The organism is Corynebacterium sp. HMSC074C05 (genome assembly GCF_001838325.1).
In the GTDB taxonomy this organism is placed as follows: domain Bacteria; phylum Actinomycetota; class Actinomycetes; order Mycobacteriales; family Mycobacteriaceae; genus Corynebacterium; species Corynebacterium amycolatum.
This window is the reverse complement of the sequence record NZ_KV836297.1, coordinates 101,716-121,727: the sequence shown is the minus strand read 5'-3', so window position 1 is coordinate 121,727 and position 20,012 is coordinate 101,716. Positions and strand designations below refer to the sequence as shown.

Annotated in this window: 11 protein-coding genes and 2 tRNA genes; 6 read left to right on the top strand and 7 right to left on the bottom strand. The window is 58.9% G+C overall.

Going from position 1 to position 20,012, the window contains the following annotated elements; all coding sequences use genetic code 11:
- Positions 1 to 302: 302 nt before the first annotated feature.
- Together HMPREF3042_RS10405 and HMPREF3042_RS10400 are read left to right on the top strand one after the other, a co-directional pair.
- On the top strand, positions 303 to 9,416 hold the full coding sequence (locus HMPREF3042_RS10405; protein WP_070857119.1) for a type I polyketide synthase: 9,114 nt from the start codon (positions 303 to 305) through the stop codon (positions 9,414 to 9,416).
- Positions 9,413 to 9,817, top strand: a complete 405-nt coding sequence (locus tag HMPREF3042_RS10400; protein WP_070857107.1) for a holo-ACP synthase AcpS — start codon at positions 9,413 to 9,415, stop codon at positions 9,815 to 9,817. The genes HMPREF3042_RS10405 and HMPREF3042_RS10400 overlap by 4 nt, the downstream gene beginning before the upstream one ends.
- A gap of 12 nt (positions 9,818 to 9,829) precedes the next feature.
- On the opposite strand, the gene HMPREF3042_RS10395 is transcribed toward HMPREF3042_RS10400, so the two are convergent.
- From HMPREF3042_RS10395 to bcp, 3 genes are all read right to left on the bottom strand, one after another.
- Complete coding sequence (locus HMPREF3042_RS10395) at positions 9,830 to 11,599, bottom strand: neocarzinostatin apoprotein domain-containing protein (RefSeq protein WP_070857106.1); 1,770 nt, start codon at positions 11,597 to 11,599, stop codon at positions 9,830 to 9,832.
- A gap of 159 nt (positions 11,600 to 11,758) precedes the next feature.
- Entirely contained in the window at positions 11,759 to 12,418 is a 660-nt protein-coding gene (locus HMPREF3042_RS10390) for a TetR/AcrR family transcriptional regulator (RefSeq protein WP_070429773.1), read from the bottom strand.
- Positions 12,419 to 12,493: 75 nt separating this feature from the next.
- Positions 12,494 to 13,021, bottom strand: coding sequence for a thioredoxin-dependent thiol peroxidase (gene bcp, locus HMPREF3042_RS10385; protein WP_070857105.1), 528 nt, complete (start codon positions 13,019 to 13,021; stop codon positions 12,494 to 12,496).
- Between the two features lie 150 nt (positions 13,022 to 13,171).
- Here bcp and HMPREF3042_RS10380 point away from each other — a divergent pair, with 150 nt between their 5' ends.
- Positions 13,172 to 13,453 (top strand): DUF3618 domain-containing protein, encoded by a 282-nt coding sequence (locus HMPREF3042_RS10380; RefSeq protein WP_038628049.1) that lies wholly within the window; start codon positions 13,172 to 13,174, stop codon positions 13,451 to 13,453.
- Between the two features lie 161 nt (positions 13,454 to 13,614).
- On the opposite strand, the gene HMPREF3042_RS10375 is transcribed toward HMPREF3042_RS10380, so the two are convergent.
- Positions 13,615 to 13,687: transfer RNA gene (locus HMPREF3042_RS10375), tRNA-Lys, on the bottom strand.
- 661 nt (positions 13,688 to 14,348) lie between these two features.
- On the opposite strand from HMPREF3042_RS10375, the gene HMPREF3042_RS10370 reads away from it, so the two are divergent.
- Entirely contained in the window at positions 14,349 to 15,518 is a 1,170-nt protein-coding gene (locus HMPREF3042_RS10370; protein WP_070857104.1) for a L,D-transpeptidase, read from the top strand.
- 54 nt (positions 15,519 to 15,572) lie between these two features.
- Here HMPREF3042_RS10370 and HMPREF3042_RS10365 read toward each other — a convergent pair whose 3' ends face one another.
- Positions 15,573 to 16,256 (bottom strand): LuxR C-terminal-related transcriptional regulator, encoded by a 684-nt coding sequence (locus HMPREF3042_RS10365; protein ID WP_082149821.1) that lies wholly within the window; start codon positions 16,254 to 16,256, stop codon positions 15,573 to 15,575.
- A gap of 61 nt (positions 16,257 to 16,317) precedes the next feature.
- The gene (locus HMPREF3042_RS10360) at positions 16,318 to 17,523 is read right to left on the bottom strand and encodes a sensor histidine kinase (protein WP_070857103.1); all 1,206 of its coding nucleotides are present in this window, start codon (positions 17,521 to 17,523) and stop codon (positions 16,318 to 16,320) included.
- A gap of 149 nt (positions 17,524 to 17,672) precedes the next feature.
- Here HMPREF3042_RS10360 and HMPREF3042_RS10355 point away from each other — a divergent pair, with 149 nt between their 5' ends.
- Together HMPREF3042_RS10355 and HMPREF3042_RS10350 are read left to right on the top strand one after the other, a co-directional pair.
- Positions 17,673 to 18,689: an FtsX-like permease family protein gene (locus HMPREF3042_RS10355; protein ID WP_083327472.1), complete on the top strand. Its 1,017-nt coding sequence runs from the start codon at positions 17,673 to 17,675 to the stop codon at positions 18,687 to 18,689.
- 93 nt (positions 18,690 to 18,782) lie between these two features.
- A complete protein-coding gene (locus HMPREF3042_RS10350) occupies positions 18,783 to 19,577 on the top strand; it encodes an ABC transporter ATP-binding protein (RefSeq protein ID WP_070857101.1) in 795 nt (264 codons plus the stop codon).
- Positions 19,578 to 19,892: 315 nt separating this feature from the next.
- Here the strand turns inward: HMPREF3042_RS10350 and HMPREF3042_RS10345 are convergent.
- Positions 19,893 to 19,968, bottom strand: a tRNA-His gene (locus tag HMPREF3042_RS10345).
- Positions 19,969 to 20,012 lie beyond the last annotated feature (44 nt).

The following is a 20,012-nucleotide window of genomic DNA, read 5'->3' as shown; positions in this document are numbered from 1 at the left end:
TGGTTTCATTTTCCGTTGCCGATGCCGCCACAGGGATGAAGCGCAAGCAGTTTCCCGGCAGGGGAACACTGTTTTCTACCTGCGAAGTTCTTTCACTTTTGACGCGTTGTGCTCGCTGATCTTGCAGCCGTGTCAGGCCTCTCGTTTTGGGGCTGCAAATTATCTTCGCGTTGATGGCAGCGCAAAACCGCGCGAGAAAAACATGATGGATTCCTCATGATTTATGGCATAGTGTCCTGGCAAGGATTTGGAAACAAAAGATGTTTTCATTTCGTACCCCACAAGATAAGGACCTCAGCCACGTGAAATACGAAAAACTCGCCACTTTGCCGACCAATGTCGTAACTGCTCCAGATCTGGGTACCTTTGCAGTCACTTTTGCCGGTCAATCGCAACCATGGCTGGACACTCTCTCCAGCGTCATGGCCAGTGGCAACTCAAAGAAACTACGCGAAGTTTTCACTCGCGCTGAGGAACTGCTCGCACCGCTTGACGACGATCTCATCGGCCAGCTTCCCGCAGGTTTTGACCCCTTTGGCTGGGCAATCTCACTCGTGACAGACGAGCCTTTTACCGGAGATACAACCAACCCTGCGGTAAGCGTCCCAGGCATCGTCTTGGCACAGTTGGGCATTGTCGAGTTGCTGGCAAAGCAGGGAATTAATATCACCGAAGCGGTAGCGGTAACCGGCCATTCGCAAGGTGTTCTTGCCGCTGAGATCGTCGCTCACCCAGAGAAGGCAGCAGAGCTTGTTGCACTTGCTCGCCTCATCGGTGTCGCGTGTGCGCGCGGAAGCCGAGTAGCTGGATTTGGGCGCGCACCGATGATGAGCATCTCTGGCCTGACGGTCGAGGAGTTGGAACCTCTGCTCCCACAGGGTTGCGTCATCGGTCTGAAGAATACGCAGACCACTAGCGTAGTTATCGGCAAGCAAGATGAACTGGACCAGCTGGCAGAGCAGCTCGCAGCGCAGCAGCCGAGGGGGCGGGAAGTCGAATGTACAGTTTTGCCAGTTAGCGGCGCATTCCATCACCCAGCGCTGGCACCTGTCGTGGCATGGGTAGTGGAGCGAGCTGAGCGCATTGGGCTAGATGCGGAAACGGCGGACCGGCTTGCGCGTGCAATCTTGGTTGACCCCAGTGACTGGAGCGCCGAAGTACGGGGGCTCATAGACCTTGGGGCAACCACCATTTTGGATCTGGGGCCGAACACAGGCGTCGTCAAGCTGACAGAACGTAACTCCGAAGGCTATGGCGTAGCGGTGATTGCTGCGGCAACAGCTGCGGGGAGGGGCGTCCTGTCTGAGAGCGACATTGAGCATCCGACATCGTGGCTGGAGTTTGCACCGCGTTTGGTCACTGGGGATAAGCCCCGTGTCGAGACGAAGTTCACCAAGTTGACCGGGCGCTCGCCCATTCTGCTCGGTGGTATGACCCCGACAACCGTCGACCCTGAGATTGTGGCGGCTGCTGCGAATGCGGGGTTCTGGGCGGAGCTGGCCGGTGGCGGCCAAGTCACGCCGGAGATCTTCGAGGCTAATGTGGCGCGACTCTCCGAACTGCTCGAGGAGGGCCGCAGTGCACAGTTCAACACCATGTTTTTGGATCCGTACCTGTGGGGTTTGCATATTGGAAGCCGGCGTTTGCTCCCGCGTGCGGTGGCAGCGGGGCGACCGATTGATGGTGTCACCATCTCTGCGGGCATCCCCGAGGTGGACGAGGCAGTAGAGCTAGTAAAGCAGCTGCGCGAGGGCGGAATTCCGCATATTTCCTTCAAGCCGGGCACAATCGCACAAATCGAGTCGGTGCTTGAAATTGCAGATACCTTGGCGCAGCAGGACACACCGTATCCAATAATCATGCAGGTTGAAGGTGGGCGTGCTGGTGGCCATCACTCCTGGGAAGACCTCGATGACCTGCTAATTAACACCTACGCAAAGATCCGCAGACGAGATGTGGTGCTTGCTGTTGGCGGTGGCATCGGCAAGCCAGAACAGGCCCGTGATTATCTGATGGGCACGTGGTCGACACGTTACGGGTTGGCGCCGATGCCGGTAGATGCTGTCATCATTGGCACAGCTGCGATGGCGGCAAAGGAGTCGACCGCCTCTGAGTCCGTGAAACAAATGCTGGTCGACACCGTCGGCACTGACAACTGGATTCCCGCTGGTAGCACCATGGATGGCATGGCGTCGGGGCGCAGCCAGTTGGGTGCTGATATCCACGAAATTGATAACGCCGCAGCACGCGCAGGCAGATTGCTTGACGAAGTCGCAGGTGATCTCACTAAGGTCACCGAACGACGCGCAGAGATCATCGAGGCAATTAACGCCACCGCGAAGCCGTACTTCGGAGATGTCAGCACCATGACGTATGCCGAGGTGCTGAATCGCTATCTCGAATTGTGTGCGCCCGAAGGGACGTTCCTCGATTCGACGTGGTCGACGCGCTTTGTCGCACTCGTCGACCGCGTAGAGGCACGATTGAATGCCGTCGATGCGGGCACGTTTGCCGCGCTTGCCGACGGCGACAGCTTGCGCACCCAGCCGCAGACCGAAATCTCGCGACTATCCGGCCTGTTGAACCTGGATACCCAGCTCCACCCAGCAGATGTCACTTTCTTTATCTCTGAGCTCTGCCGCACACCTGGCAAACCTGTGCCATTCGTTCCGGTTATCGATGCTGAGGTTCGTCGCTGGTGGCGATCGGACTCCCTATGGCAGGCGCATGACTCTCGCTACGATGCGGATCAAGTCTGCATCATCCCAGGGCCGCAAGCTGTTTCGGGCATTACCCGCGCGAATGAGCCAGTAGCAGAGATTCTGGGCCGGTTTGAAAAAGCTACCGCACAGGCATTGATGGATACCGGCTACTTGCCGGAGGTACCTGTTGATGCCCTCAGCCGGATGCTCGCAGCACCTGTGATTTGGTGGGCTGGCCGACAGCAGCCGAACCCGGCGCTGGCACTTGGCGCGGAACATGAGTGGGTATGTGTATCTGACGCAAGTGATGTCTCTCGTTCGCAACGCCTGGAACATCCAGGTACTGGTGCCATTGTGGAGACCATTGGAGCTGATGGGAGCAATGATGAGGGCGGGGAGGACCTCGTCTGGGCACAGCTGACGGTTCCGCTGCCCGATGCTGCGGGCGAGAATACGAAACTGCGAATTTGCCTGTGCCAGAGTGCAGCGGTGGGCGCAGTGCCCGTCGTTAAGCATGAGGATGCGACAGCCGCGATGCGGGAGCTGACGCGAATCGCAGCTGGCGGTGAGCTTGCAAACATCGTCGATGGGGTCGCGGAGTGGGAATCCGTGTGGGATCCGATGGCGATGGCTGACTACGATGCGGTCACTATTGCAGCTGCCGGCGATGAGTCACAGGCGACGGTGCCGGACGCGTTGGTTGGGCATGCTTGGCCAGCGATTTTTGCGGCAGTCGCGCAGGCGCGTACTGAGACCGGCATTGATGTTGTTGAGGGCATGCTCGCGCTTGTTCACCTTGAGCATCACATTCGTATGATTGGGGCTCTGCCGCAGGAAACCACAACGTTGCGGATTAGTGCGCGTGTCGACGAGGTCGTTGATACGGACTTAGGGCGACTCGTTGTGGTGCGCGCGGAGGTTCGTGATGGCGGTACGCTGCTCGCTACCTTGAGTGAACGCTTTGCCATTCGTGGCCGAAACGGCGGCGAGACAGCGCGGACCAACACTGTGCCATTTCCAACGGTCACGGATACGCCACGAAGTTTCCGCGGTGCGTTGACCGTGGAAGCGCCTAAGGCGATGGAGCCATTTAGCTATGTCACGGGCGATCGCAATCCTATCCACGTCGATTCCCGTGCAGCAGTGCTCGCTGGTCTACCAGGGGTTATTGTCCATGGAATGTGGCTGTCGGCGATGGCCGAGCATGCGGCTGTTGTCACGTCGGATGCCGGCATGGGCAATCGGGTGATTGAGTTCACTGCGACTATGCTGAGCCCGGTTCTACCTGGACAGCAAGTGAAATTCTCTGTCGAACGCCGTGGTTTTGATGACCGCCCAGGCGCCGGTGAAGTCCGCGAAGTCACGGCCACAGTAGATGGCGAGCTGGTATTGACCGCCACTGCTGTAATCGCCGCACCGACGACCGCGTATGTCTTCCCTGGTCAGGGGATTCAATCACAGGGGATGGGGCTGTCTGCTCGGACTCGCAGCGTAGCGGCCCGCCGCGTGTGGGACCAGGCTGATGCGATGACCCGAGAGAAGCTTGGCTTTTCCGTACTGGCTATTGTCCGGGACAACCCGGTAGAGGTGGTCGTGGATGGTGTGCGCTATTTCCACCCAGAAGGTGTTCTGAATCTGACTCAGTTCACCCAGGTTGCGATGGCGACGTTGGGGCTGGCACAGGTTGCGGAGCTCCGTGAAGCAGGGCTGCTAGATGAAACAGCTCACTTTGCGGGACACTCTGTCGGTGAGTACAACGCGCTGGCGGCTTTCGCTGGTGCGCTTGACGCAGACGCCGTGTTGGAGGTTGTCTACCGCCGCGGTTTGACCATGCATGAACTGGTCGAACGTGATGAGCAGGGGAGGTCCAACTATGGTTTGTGCGCCTTGCGTCCGGACAAGATTGGCGTGGGCGAGGACGAGGTCACTGAGTTTGTTAATCGGTTGTCGCAGGAAACCGGTGAGTTCCTCGAAGTCGTAAATCTCAACCTGGCAGGCAAGCAGTACGCCGTCGCCGGCACCGTCGCGGGGCTGGCGGCATTGGCTGAACAGTGCGAGCGCCGTAGCTCGGACGGCAAGGGATTCGTGCGTATCCCAGGTATTGATGTGCCATTCCACTCCAGTGTCCTGCGCGACGGTGTGGATTCCTTCCGTAAACACCTGGAGCGGCTGCTGCCGGCGGAAATCGCTCCAGAACGCCTGGTGGGACGCTATATCCCGAATCTCACCGCGACCTCTTTTGAGCTGACTGAGAAGTTTGTCCGCCAGATGGCTGCGGTCGTCGACTCAGACGTTCTGGAAAACATCCTTGCCGATTTCGACTCTGCCGCTGAAAACCCGGCGCGCCTGGCCCGCATGTTGCTGGTCGAGCTGCTGGCCTGGCAATTCTGCTCACCGGTGAGGTGGATTGAAACGCAGGATCTGCTGCTTGAGGATCTTGGCGTCAGCCGCATTATTGAAGTCGGTGTAGGTACAGCGCCCACACTGGCAAACCTGGCTGCCCGTACCTGCCAGCTGCTCCGTCACCGAAGCCGGGACATTCGAGTGCTCAATCTCGAACGTGATGCTGATGCAGTGTTTATGCGCGACCAAATTCAGCCGGAAAAGCCTGAGCCCGAGTCGGAGGTGACAACAGAGCAGGACTCGGCGCAGGCTCTATCTGGAGAATCAGGAGAAGCGGGAGAAACAGGAGAAGCGGGAGCAGCGGCCGCAGCAGCGCCGACGGTATCCGCCGACCAATCCGCGGCGACCGAACAGGCCACCACGATCACGAGTTCTGCCACTCCGGCTGCCGAAGTTGCTGATATTTCCGTCAGCCCGGCAGAAGCGCTGGAAGTTCTTATTTGCCAATGGACGAAGGTGCGCCCCGACCAGCTCGGTGCCGCTGACTCCATCGAGACTCTGGTCGATGGAGTCTCATCTCGACGCAATCAACTGCTGCTCGATCTCGGAGTGGAATTCGACCTCGGTTCAATCGAGGGGGCAGCAGATGCGGAACTGGCGGATCTAAAGGACAAGATTGATAGCTTGGCCAGTGGGTATTCGGCATTCGGTCCGATTCTCTCCGAAGCCATTGCCGACGGTATTCGCCGGATTACCGGTCCCGCTGGTGCAGGCGTGAATTACATTGATGATTATGTGCTGGGTGAATGGCAGCTTGGCAAGGGGTGGGCAACCGCAGTCAGCGCTGAGATGATGCTTGGTACTCGTGAGGGCGCATCCCTGCGCGGCGGCAATCTTGCGCATCTGGCACCGGCCGCCCCAACCAGTACTGCTGAACTCAACCAGCTAATCGATGAAGCGATCCTTGCTGTCGCCATGCAGCGCGGTGTAGCTGTCGCTAAGCCGTCGGCAGGTGACAGCGGTGCTGGGGTGGTCGACTCGGCTGCACTCACTGAGTTTGCAGATAAACTGACAGGTCAGCGAGGCATTCTTGCGACCGCGGCACGCACGATTCTGGAGCAACTCGGCCACGAGATTACCGATGCCATTGACTTCGATGCCGAAGACGCCGACAGCAACCTGGTAAATCTTGTCACCGCTGAACTCGGCGCGGACTGGCCGAAGCTGGTCACCCCGACGTTTACGCCCACCAAGGCAGTGCTTCTCGACGACCGCTGGGCCACCTCCCGCGATGACCTCGCGCGCCTATGGGCAGCCGCTGATGAGGATGTGGCTGGCACCGCGCCGGGCAGTATCCATGAAACCGCAGTTGAGCAGGCACAGTGGTGGGCTGCCAAGGCAGACGAGGCAGGACGGACACAGTTGGCGAGTATCTACCGCCAGTTGGCGGATGAGGTCATCACGAATGTGGACGAACTGCCGATGAGCTCCGACATTGCAGTTGTTACCGGCGCATCGCCAAATTCGATTGGTTCTGCCGTAACTGCACAGCTGCTGTCTCAGGGTGCAACCGTTGTTGTTACCACTTCACGCCTTGGACGCGAACGCCTGAGCTTCTACAAGCAGCTCTATCGCGTGAATGCGCAGGGCGAGGCGAAGCTGTGGGTGGTACCGGCGAACTTGTCCAGTTTCCAGGACCTGGATTCCCTTATCGACTGGATTGGAACCGAGCAGACTACGACGATTGGTGCGGAAGTGGTCGTGACCAAGCCCGCACTGTCACCGACGCTACTATTCCCGTTCGCGGCGCCTACGGTTTCGGGCTCGCTTGCCGACGCCGGTCCCGCGTCCGAGACCCAAATGCGTCTGCTTCTGTGGTCGGTGGAACGACTCATCGCAGGGATGTCAGCACTTGGCGGGGACAATAATCTGCAGCATCGTTTGCACGTGGTGCTGCCGGGTTCACCGAACCGTGGTCGCTTCGGCGGCGATGGTGCCTATGGTGAAGCCAAGGCCGCTCTCGACGCAGTGGTGGCGCGCTGGAATGTGGAGGACGCTTGGCGTACGCGCACCACTCTGGCTCATGCACAGATTGGTTGGGTCCGAGGAACCAACCTGATGGGTGGAAACGATCCGTTGGTTGCTGCAGTGGAAGCAAAGGGAGTCCGCACCTTCTCCACCGAAGAAATGGCAGCTGAACTGATTGAGCTCGCGAGCTCGGAGACTCGGAAGAATGCTCAAACCCGCCCGATTCAGGCCGATCTCACCGGTGGATTGGGTGACGTTGACCTCAACATTGCGCAATTGGCGCAGGAGGCTGCACAGGCGGCTGGCCTATCAGCTCAAAACTCCGAGGTCGCTAGCGGGGCGCGCTCGCAGGAGCCGTCGTCAAGCCGTGTCTTAAGCGGCCTGCCAAGCCCGCGTCGACCGATTTCGCAGACAACACCGACCTTTGGTGACATCGCAGCGGCTCCGGAGGACATGGTGGTCATCGTGGGCGCCGGTGAGCTTGGACCGTACGGTTCTTCCCGGACGCGCTTTGAGGCCGAAGTCGATGATATTTCTGCAGCGGGAATTGTGGAATTAGCCTGGTCAATGGGGCTGATTTCCTATGAGGGTGGCTGGCGCGATGCCGATGGGCAACCGTTGGCAGAAAGCGACATTGCTTCGCGCTACCGCGATGAAGTGTTGGCGCGAGTTGGTGTGCGTCGTTACGCCGATGATGGCGATTTGGTTGATAATACGATGACTGAGCTGACCACGGTCTACCTGGATCGTGCGTTGAGCTTTGCGGTGCGCGATCGCGCGGCAGCGGAGACTTTTGTCAGTTCCAACCCGGACAACACCACTGCGAGCTTCGATGCTGAGACAGGGCAGTGGCTTGTGACACGAGCCGCTGGCACGCCGGTTCAGGTTCCGCGCCGAATGGCGATGAGCCGCTATGTTGGCGGTCAGATTCCGCAGGGCTTTGACCCGGCACGCTACGGTATTCCGGCGGACATGATGGACAATCTGGACCGCGTGAGCTTGTGGGACATTGTCTGTACTGTTGATGCGTTCCTGTCATCGGGCTTCAGCCCAGCGCAACTGCTGGAAGCGGTCAACCCGGCGCGAGTGTCGTCGACACAGGGCACAGGTATTGGTGCGATGGAGTCGCTGCGCAGTCTCTACATCGACGGCCTGCTGGGGCAACCGCGAGCCAATGACGTCCTGCAGGAGGCATTGCCAAATGTGATTGCCGCCCACGTTATGCAGTCTTATGTCGGTGGCTACGGACAGATGATTCACCCTGTCGCAGCCTGTGCGACGGCAGCGGTGTCGGTGGAGGAGGGCGTCGACAAGATAGCCCTGGGTAAGGCAGATTTCGTTGTCGCAGGTGGCTTCGATGACCTATCCACAGAGGGGATTACAGGTTTCGGCGACATGGCCGCCACAGCTGATTCCGCCACCATGGAAGATAAGGGTATCGACCATGCGTACTTCTCCAGGCCGAACGATCGTCGACGCGGAGGCTTCGTGGAGTCGCAAGGTGGCGGAACGGTGCTGTTGGCTCGCGGAGACATCGCTCGTGACATGGGACTCCCCGTGCTCGGTGTCGTTGCATACGCCCAGTCCTTCGCCGACGGCGCGCACACATCCATCCCGGCGCCGGGTTTGGGTGCACTAGCGGCAGCTCAGGGCGGCGAGAAGTCTCGGTTGGCTCGCGCACTTGCATCACTCGATGTCACTGCGGATCAGGTCGCGGTGTTGTCCAAGCACGATACCTCGACCAATGCCAATGACCCCAATGAGTCTGAACTGCATGAACGCATTGCAGATGAACTCGGTCGCGAGCGCTCGAACCCGCTGCTGGTGGTCTCTCAGAAATCCCTGACCGGACACGCCAAGGGTGGAGCTGCAGCGTTCCAGATCATTGGTCTGACTCAAGTATTGCGCAGCGGCATTGTGCCAGGTAATCGATCGCTGGACTGCGTCGATCCCGCATTGGCTGAGCATTCGCGTCTGGTATGGCCGACGAAGGCAGTCAATTTCGGCAATACGTTGCCGCTGAAGGCTGGCTTTGTTACCTCGCTCGGGTTCGGACATGTCTCGGCACTGGTGGCAGTCGTCCATCCGGAAGCTTTCTATCAAGCGATAGTGCAGCACGATGGCGCTGAGGTTGCGGAGCGTTGGCGTAGCGCGGCGCACAACCGCGAAGCGGCTGGTCTGCGTCGCATTGATGAGGCTATTTACGGTGGGGAAACTCTCTACGAGCGTCCACGCGAGCGAAACCTGGCGGACGGTGGCCGGTTCGGCTCACCCGCTGCATTGGAAAAGGCCGTCCTGCTTTCCGATGGCGCCCGTCTGATCGATGGTGTCCTCCAGCCATGATTGGCGTAGACCTCGTCTATATTCCGAGCTTCGAAGAGCAGCTGAATATGCCAGGCAGTCAGTTCGCGCAGGCGGTTTTCACACCTGCGGAGCTACTGGTAGCTAGGCGCCGCGGAGCAGTCGGCGGCGCGCTGGCACGTCACTTAGCGGGCCGCTGGGCTGCGAAGGAAGCCTTCATCAAGGCCTGGTCGCAGACTCTCTTCGGCAGTCAACCGCCGATTGCGCGAGATCAGCTGGACTGGCGGGAAATAGAGGTGCAGCCGGATGCCTACGGTCGCGTGAGCATCAGTCTCCACGGAGCTGTGAGCCGCCATTTCCACGATCAGGGGTGGCAGCTGGGGCCGTCGTTAAGCATCTCGCACGACGGCGACTACGCAATCGCCGTCGTACGCTTGGACTAGTCCGGCGCCGTGCTAATCGACGGACTTTTGACGGCGACCGACCAGGATGCCGGCACCGAAGATTAGCGCGCCCAGGATTGCGCCGGTTCCGGCGACTGCGGCTGTTTGGAGCGGAGAGCTGGTCGCGGCCTGCTGAGTCTGCACATCAGCTTCGTCGGGCCCATTACCGGAAGCGTTGGACTTTGCGGAAGCCTTGCCAGATGCCTTGGATGCGCCGCTGGCCTTGGACTCTCCGGTCTTGGAGGCACCGGCCTTCACAGCTTCTTCTCGTTCTTTGGCGGAGCCACCGACGCTGAGATCCGTGGCCGTGTCTTGGCTGCGGTCGGAAGAACCATGTGCAGCAAAGGTGTAGAGTGCGCAGTCATTTTCGACGCAGTTGGCGGCCGAGGTGACGGCCTCGACATTGAGCGTGGTAGAGAAGCTTCCGTCGGCGGACATCTGGGAGGTGCGGACAAACTCAGCGGCGGAGAAAGCATCAGCGTTGGTGGTGGAGAACTTGTTCTTCTCAGCCACTGCGACGTAGATGCCGTTGCCACTGGTTTTGAATCCGGTGCCGGAGACGGTAATTGCGGTGCTGCCCGACGGGTTCAGCTCCGTGGTGGACAGGCTTACCGCCGGGGTTCCGGTCGAGGAGCTGCTGTCGTTGGAGCTGCTGGAGCTGCTAGAGCCGTTGGAACCGGTGGTGCTACTCGACCCACTAGACCCTGTGCTGCCACTGGCGTTGGAGCTTGCGCTGCCGGCGGACTGTGAGGAGCCACCGCCGGACGGCAGGGTAGCGTCCTGCTTGGCAGCTCCGCCGGCAAACGATACTGCTGTCGCTGTGTCCTGGCTGCGGTCGGAAGAACCGTGAGCAGCAATGGTGTAGACCGAGCAAGCGTTCTGCATGCAGTCTGCCGTGCCGAACTTCGCGCTGACCGGAAGATCCACGCTGAAGCTGCCGTCGGACTTCAGGTTGCCGCGAGAGGTAGACACAAACTTGGTATCCGGGCCGAAGGAATCGGCGTTGGTCACATCCATCTGGTCATTTTGCGCGATACCGACGTAGATGCCCGGTCCAGAGGTCTTGAATCCCTTGCCTTCGACTCGAATGGTGTCGCCGCTCGGGTTCAAGTCTGAGGTCTTGGATAGGCTCACCGATGCGCTACCTCGTGACTGCGACGGTGACTGCGAGCCCGACTGTGACTGCGAGCCCGAACCAGTGCTCTGGCCACCACTCGGCGCTGCGCCGGTGGAACCCTGCGATTGAGCAGCCTGGGAAGTAGCACCCGCCTTGAAAGTGATGGGGACCCACTGGTCATTGCTGCGGTCCGAAAGATTAGGGAACGCAGTAAAGGAGGCTACGTAGCACTGGGTGGAGGTGCAGTCGACATCGCCAAAGCTGGTCGCGACCTTCATCTCCTGCGTAAAACTTCCGTCAGCGCCGACCGTGACCTTGGCCGCTTCGCCATAGGTCGAGGGGTAGCCCGACTTTGGCTTCTCGATTGTCTGGGCCAGGTAAATATTTGCGTTAGCGGGGTAGCCGACTCCCTTGATGGTCACGGTGGCGCCGTCGGAAAGATCAGTGGCAGGGGTCACGGAGAGCTGGCGCTCAGACTGATCGATGCTACCGCCGAGAAGGTCACCGATGCCGGGGAGCGAACCGCCGAGCTGTCCAATCGATGGCAGCGACTGTGCCGATGCGGGGACTGCGGGTAGGAATCCCGTACTCACTACGATTGCCGAAGCTAGAACAATAGAGCGGGGAAGCAGGATCCGTCGGAAAGCGCCCTGCGTCGTGGACATGTAAACCTCTGATTCTGTTTGGGAGTTCCGGCGCAGGCGCGGCGAAAAACAGGGAACCCCACCGCGCTGACCAGAGTAAAGCATAAACTAAGGCAAGCCTACCCTCCGCGTATTGGTAAGGGCAATAAATGCCCCTGCCGAGGTGAGGAGGGGAGCTTTCTAGTCTGCTGCCTCTGCGACGCTCATGAGATAAGAGATAGTCATGCGTTTGATTTCCTGCACCGTCAGCTCGTAATGAGCTTCCCGCTCAGCATCGCTTCCCGGATGGTCCACCGCATAATTCAGCAGGGCGTACGTCGCGTTAATCATGAGGTCGGAGATGAAGTTCAGTTCCGCATCGCTTGACGACGGCACCAGCGGGCGCAGCACCTTTGAAATCTCGTTGACCAGACGTGACTTCGTATCTTCTGCAGTCGCGCGGGTGGCGGGCGTTGATTGAACAGCCAGCCATACGGCTCTTCTAGAAACGTCCTCGCGCCAGAGTTTTGCCAGGTGATCGATGAACTCCGAGAGAAACTCCGGCCATTTCAGGGTGGGGACTGTTTCGCCGAAGCGTGAGACTTCCTCGATGACGGCCTCGGTGTCCTGACGGTCGAGCTCGCAGATCATCACATACTTGTTTGCGAAGAATTGGTAGAGCGTACCAATGGGGATATCTGCGATGCGAGCGACTTCGTCGAAAGTGAAAGACTCAAACCCGTGCTCGATGAGCACTGTGCGTGCCGAGCTGAGCATGCGTGCGTACCGCTCTCGGCTGCGTTGTTGAGCCGGAGTGCGACGGGGACGAAGAATATTCGGTGCGTCCTGGGATTGAGTCACTACTACGAAACCGTCTAATCGGGATGATATGAGATGAGAGTTTGGGGCCGGGGCCAGAGCAGGCCTTGCGACAAGCTAGCTGTCGGAAGCCTGTGATTCCACGCCCAAATCACGCAGCACGCGCTGGACGTGGCCCTTGGCCCGAACGTTGTACCAGGCCTTTTCAATTTCTCCTTCGGCATTAACCAGGAAAGTCGAGCGGATGACGCCCTGGACAACCTTGCCGTAGTTCTTCTTCTCGCCGAAAGCGCCGAACGCGGTCATAGTTTCTTTGTCCGGATCGGACAGGAGGGTGAAGTTCAAGCCGTGGTCCTCACGGAACTTTGCGAGTTTTACCGGCTTGTCCGGAGAAATACCTACGACAGGAATGCCGGCATCGTTCAGGGCTGCGGATTCATCGCGGAAGTCGCATGCCTCAGTGGTGCAGCCTGGGGTGTTGGCCCGCGGGTAGAAGTAAATCAGCACGGGCTTGCCCGCGTAGTCCGACAGAGAAACCTGCTCGTCGGCGTCGTTGAGAAGAGTAAACGCTGGGGCAGGATCGCCAGCTTCCAGTCGGATGTTGTTCTGGCCGTATTCTTTGTCGCTGGAGGAAGAAGTAGTCATGGCTTAATCGTATCGACTCTGGAGCGGTGCGTGGCGACTCTGAAGCAATGCGTTGAGTTTTTCCCCGTGCTCGCCCACGTTGCTGTAGTGGAAGTGTTAGTCTTTTAGGCGAACAATCACTTTAGATATTCAACTTTTTAGGGAGTTTACGTGGCTCGCAGCATTGAAGATATCCAGCGCGATATTGAGCGTAACCGTAACCAGCTCGCCCGTACTCTGGATGAGCTAACCGTGCGAACGAATCCGAAGAACGTTGCGGATGACGCAAAGACCCGTGTTTTCGATGCTCTGAATGAGCCTAAGGTGCAGGCAGCACTGGGTGTCGTTGCCGCACTCGTTGTTGGCGGCATCGCAATGGGCATTCGTCGTAACCGCAATCGCAGCAAGGAAATCGACCGCATTCGCGAGATGATTGAGACTGCTGCTAAGTAGTTTTCAGTATTTAGCGCACGGTCTTCGGGTGGCTACCTGGGGTCGTGTGCTTTTGCGTATCTAATCCCTATGTGAGTCAGGCATGGGGCGCAAGTTGGCGACTGCGCTTGTTGCGCAACAAAAAGACCGGGAGGGTATTTCTACCTTCCCGGCCTGTGTTGTGCGCCATCAGGGACTCGAACCCCGAACCCGCTGATTAAGAGTCAGCTGCTCTGCCAGTTGAGCTAATGGCGCTTATTGTTTCCTGCTTGGCGCTCTCTTTGTGAGCTCCTCGCCGGCAACGAGAAGATATATAACCAGGTTTCTGATTGTTTGTAAAATCGGCTGGTCAGGCGCTGTTTTTGGATTGATGTTTTTGCGTGTTTTTGAAGGGTTTTGCGCAAGCGTTTGAAAAAAGTTCAAAAAAAGTTTGAAAATCCTCAAAGTGGGGTGGGGCTGTATCAAGGTCATCAACGCCGGGAGCGTGCATTGATGTCGTAGTTACGTTCGGTGACGTTCGGCGGTGTTTAGTAACGTCCGGTAACGTCCGGTGGCACTTTTGAATAGCGAACTGGTTACTTTTCGGTAACGCCTCCTAGGGGGTGCGCCGTTTTCCCAGGTCGGTGGAAGTGCCCCGGTTTTTTGGGGTTGCACAGCATTTTTCCAGAGGGTTAACTGTAGGAACCGTTGGGCTACTTTGCGTGCTGCGCCCTGTGAAGAGTAGAAAACTGCGATTGGGCAGTCATTATGGCTTTTTCAGTTAGGGCGGGTGTTTTATCGGCGGCTAGTGCCGTTGCAGGGTAGTCTGAACTTTTTCGAGGGCGCACCAGGGGCTGTAGCAGGACTCCGCTGTGTGTCACAGTGTGTCCTCGGGACTTACTACTTAATAATTGCACTGTTGGAGTGAAGCACGATCATGCGGCAATCTTTTAAGCGCCTGTCGATGGCGGTGGTGACATTTGCGGCCACCATTTCGCTAGCTGCTTGTACCGTCGGCGGAGATAATGCCGAGCAGCAAGAGGCGGAGAAGCCAGACGTTGGTCTTGTCGCCAGTGTGAAGGACGATGCCACCGATGTTTCGGTGGTTGACCCGATTTCGGTTCAGGTGGAAGAGGGACATCGCCTGGACAAGGTTGTAATGACCAACCCTGAGGGCAAAGAGGTCAAGGGCAAGCTCGACTCCAGTGGTACCAAGTGGACCACTGCAGAACCCCTGGGCTACTCAAAGACCTATGAGATTAACGCCACCTCAGGCACAGAAAAGCTGGCTACTTCTTTCACCACCGTCGAGCCGACTTCTCAGGTGAATGGGTACCTGTCCCCGCTGGATGGTTCCACCGTGGGTGTCGGTCAGACTATTGCTGTGAAGTTCAGCGCGAGTATTTCGGACCGCAAGGCCGCTGAGGAAGCCATTAAGGTGACCACCGAGCCTAAGGTGGAAGGTGCTTTCTACTGGCTGAATAACAGTGAGGTGCGCTGGCGTCCAAAGGAGTACTGGAAGCCGGGTACCAAGGTTACCGTGAAGTCCGATATTTACGGCACGGATCTCGGTGACGACATGTACGGTGCGGAGTCCGCCGAAACCAGCTTCACCATCGGTGATGAAGTCATCGCTATCGCTGATGATGCGACGAAGACCATGGTCATTAAGAAGAACGGTGAAGTCGTAAACTCCATGCCTATCTCTATGGGGTCGAATGTTCACCCGACTCCGAATGGCCAGTACATCATCGGTGATCGCAACGAGACTATGGTGATGGACTCCCGTACCTACGGCCTGTCTCTGGAAAACGGTGGCTACGTCACGCCGGTCAACTACGCAACGCAGATGTCCTACTCCGGTATCTACGTCCACGGTGCGCCGTGGTCAACATGGGCACAGGGCAGCGTCAACCAGTCTCACGGCTGCATCAACGTCACTGACGCCAACGCTAAGTGGTTCCTGGACAACACTAAGCGCGGTGACATCGTGATTGTGAAGAATACGATTGGCGAGACGCTCTCCGGTGTTGATGGACTAGGTGACTGGAACATCCCGTGGGAGACCTGGAAGAAGGGCAACGCCGACGAGACCAGCTCTTGGTAGCCCCCTGTCCTCTAAGCGAGGCCATCACTTAAGTCACACGGGTTAGACCGCTTACTATTCACCCAACATTCCCAGCTCCTGCGCCCGAGCAACAGCCGCGGTGCGGGAGCTGACGTCTAGCTTGGTGAAAATATGCACCAGATGCGATTTCACAGTCGCTTCGGTGAGCACCAGCTGTTCGGCAATCTTCCTATTCGACATACCCCGCGCGACCAACTCGAGCACCTCGAGTTCGCGCGGGGTTAGTGCTGTATTGGGGTTGCGCATCCGCCCCATCAAGCGCCCGGCCACCTGTGTGTTCAGCACGGTCTCGCCGCGAACGGCGCGACGGATGCCATCGATGAGTTCTTCCGGAGCGGCATCCTTCAGTAGATAACCAACTGCGCCAGCGGTGACAGCGCCGAGGACATCGGAGTCCGAAGAATAGTTGGTCACCACCAACACCTCCGGAGCCTTCACGCCGCGGCCGGCGAGTGCGCGGATGGCTGCGGTGGCATCAACTCCGCCTGCGCGGGAAGCGGTGCCAGGGGCCTCGCCAAAGCGAAGATCCATGAGTACCAGATCGATGTGGTCGCAAGAGTCGTCGTCAAGCGATGCACGCACCTTCTCGACCGCGTCGTCACCGCTGGCCGCCTCGCCAACCACGACGATATCCGGCGCCGATTCAACGACGGCGCGAAGACCAGCGCGCACGATGGGATGATCGTCGGCGATGAGGACTCCGATGGGCTTGGTCACCTGGCTATCTCCTCGGGTGATGTGAATGGTCGTTTGCTACCTGCATACCAGGCGCGGGGCTTTAAGAGGCGAGCTCGTGCGGGATGCTGACGCTGACACCGCAGCCGCGCCCAGGTTCCGACTCGATTGTGAAGGTGCCGCCGAGCTTTTCCACGCGTCGGCGCGCGTTGGCGATACCCACGCTGTCGTCGTTGGTTGGTGCGGTGGGGTCGAAGCCGATGCCGTTGTCGACGCAGTCGAGCAGAACCTCGTCGGGCTGATAGGTCAGAGTGACGCGGCAGCGCGTGGCGTGTGCATGCTTGACGACGTTCGCCAAGCTCGCCTGGGCCACCCTGATGATTGTGGCTTCGACGGTGGCCGGCAGTCGCGTGGGTGTGCCGTCGACGCAGAAGCTGACAGCATCGCCCAGCACCGTGGAAGAGCAGACTTTCTCCAACGCACCGGATAGGTCAGCCCCTTCGAGGGGCGCCGGCTGAAGTGCTGCGATAATGCGCCGAGTCTCGGCGAGGTTGTCGGCCGCGACCTTGCGAGCGAGCTGCAGCGAATCCACCGAGGCCTGGTCATGCTGAGTGGGAGCACTTTTCATGCGAGACTCCACCGAATGCAGCAGCAGCTGGATGGAGGAAAGTCCCTGCGCCACGGTGTCATGAATGTCGGCTGCGAGGCGTGCGCGTTCGTCCAGCTCACCGGCACGACGGGACAGTGCTTCCGAGTGGGCGCGGGCAGCTGAGAGCTCCTCCAGCGCCTTGGTCTTTTCGATAGTCTCCTTCTGCAGGAGCCGAAACCCCAGACCCACCGTGAGTACAAACGTCCCGCCCAGGATGGGGCCGAGGACACCACCAAATGTCAGCGGAGTATGGATAGCGATGGCGCCAATTGCCGTCGCCGTTGTCGCCGCCACCATGATTACAGCCGTAAGGCCGCCAGTGACCTGCAGAATTACGAAAAACAGTGGGAAAACCAGGAACGAGGCGTCGAGCGTCGCAAACGCCAACGCCGCCCAGCACAGCAGCAGAATCACCAGCCAGCCCAGCAGCAGGCCGCGCGGCTTCGTCAGCGCAACCTCGTTGGCAACGTTGCCATGGCGAGCCCGCCCGATTGGTCCGACCGAACCCGCAACATAAACCACCAGAAAGCACGCCGCGTAGGTGATGATTCGCCACTGCGGGTCCGGAACCACGCATACCGCCAGCAGCACCAGCACCAAAACGTCCAGGGCAAACCGCAGTATCTGCCAGCTGCGGTTCAGGGTCTCAGGAGTATCCACGCCCTCGAGCTTAGGACAGTTCCACCTGCCAAAACACCGCTGACAAGCCGGAATTGTCAACATCAACCGAAAGTTGGAGACGAAGTTCAACCTCCCTGGCGATTAAATCCTCCTTTGAATCCACAACCATAATGAGTATGTACCAGTCAATGAAAGAACTTCGAGCCGCTCCAGGCCGTGCCGCACTGATTACCATCACCGTCGGCATGATTGCTGTGATGGTCACATTCCTCTCGGCTTTGGCTGCCGACCTGTCCGACCAGTCCGTCTCCGCACTTGATGAGGTCTACGGCAAAAACGATGCCGTCGTCGTCTCTGAGGGGGCTACGTCGTTGTCGTCGTCAAGCATGGGCGAGTCGGTGCGTAAGAACGTCCGGACGTGGGCGAGCGATAACGGCGCAGACGTCCGCGATGTCTACGTCAGCCGTGCGCGCGTCAATGAAACGCCCGTCACCGTCATCTCCGACTTTTCGCTTAACGACGATCAGGTGGCCGTCACCGACGGTGTCAGTGAAACCGCCATTGCGGAAGGTGAATCGCTGACCCTGTCTGGCGCGATGGGCGACCACGAGACCACCGTTGCGCGCGTGGTGGGGGATAAGTGGCTGGATCACCAGGCAGTTATTTACGCCGGGCGCGGCGTGATGGAAGACCTGACGCCGGGGCAGATGGTTCCGGCGGCGATGGTTGTCGACGAGACTACGGCGCAGCTGCCGAATGTCTCGGAAGGAACCATTCTGCGCGACGGCGAGCGTAACAACCTGTCGGCGTCCTACCAGGGAGAGCAGACTTCGCTCAACGCGATGACCTCGATGCTGTATGTGATCTCCGCGCTGGTGGTAGGCGCTTTCTTCACCGTGTGGACCGTCCAGCGACTGCGTGGTGTAGCCATTTCCTCGGCGCTCGGTGCGTCCCGCTCCGTGCTGGTGGCTGACTCTCTGGCACAGGTCCTGGCCGTGCTGGCAATCGGAGTCGGCGGCGGCGTGGCGGTGACTGCAGCTGCAGGCTGGGCTCTGCAGAGCGCCAACGTCATGCCGATTGTGATCGATGCTTCCACGACCATCGTTCCGGGGCTCATTCTCGCTGCGACCGGCGTAGTTGGTGCGCTGCTGGCACTGGTGCCGGTATTCCGCGTCGATCCGACCACCGCACTGGCGAACGCATAGTGGCTCGTTACTACGGCGGCTTCCCACACAACCCGTACATCGCGTTAATCATGCGAAACCTGCACAACCAGCAACTGAGGAATTGAGGACAAAATGACTACCTACATCGACAACAAGGCTCCCGTGGCACTGGCGCTGAAGAACATTTCGCTGACCGTCCAGGACGGTGAAAACAAGCGCACTATTTTGGATGACATCTCGCTAAAGATTCGAGCTGGCGAGGTAGTTGGATTGGTTGGTCCATCGGGTTCCGGTAAGTCGACTCTGTTGACCATCGCAGGTTGTTTGAAGAGCGCCGATACCGGACATGTCACTCTGTACTCCACCAAGCAGGACGCGAACGGTGCCGGCGCGGACGAGAGTGCGGAAAGGACGGCCATTGACCTGAGCGCTCGCGGCGCGGATGCTGCCAAGGTTCGTCGCGAACATGTCGGTATCGTCTTCCAGCAGCCGAATCTTCTGCCAGCGCTGACGGTTAAGCAGCAGCTCATCGCGATGCGGCGACTGGGCCGCGTCTTCGGTTGGCCCGCGGGTGGCCGTCGTGAAGCGGAGAAGCGCGCGGATGAGCTGCTAGAGGCAGTTGGCCTGGAAGGGCTTGGAGACCGTCGCGTAAGCCAGCTTTCCGGTGGTCAGCAGGCGCGCGTCAATGTTGCGCGGGCACTGATGAATGAGCCGGAAGTACTGCTAGTCGACGAGCCGACCGCGGCCTTGGATCAGAAGAGCGCAGGGGCCGTGACGCGACTGATTATGGATGTGACGCGGAAGATGGGGGTGGCCACGCTGTACATCACCCACGACCTGGGGCAGCTCCACGGCGCCGACCGAATCGTGGAGATGGTCGATGGCAAACTGCAGGCATCGGATGCAGGGCTGGTAGCTACTCGGTAGTCACTGCGTGAGCGGATGAGTGAGTGGGTGAGTGGGTGAGTGGGCAGGGGGGGGCATCCAAAGGCTGGGGCAAAATAACCACGCCCGGGAAAGGCGCACATTTTGTCCTTGAACTCCAGAAACAATGGGCTGCAAATGTGAAACTGTGTGAGTTTATGACACTTTCATGCCATTTTTGGGCCATTTTTGACATAAACGTAGTCAGTAACTCGCATTGGCCCGCTGCCGCTAAACATAAACGCAGTCGGCGGATTCTAGGGGTCGTGGAAACACAAAAACCCTCGGCCAGGAAAATTCCTGGCCGAGGGTTCTACTTGGGGTGACTGACGGGACTCGAACCCGCGACACCCAGGATCACAACCTGGTGCTCTACCAACTGAACTACAGTCACCATTACCGCATTAAATGAACTGTTTTCTCAGTTCATCTCTGCAG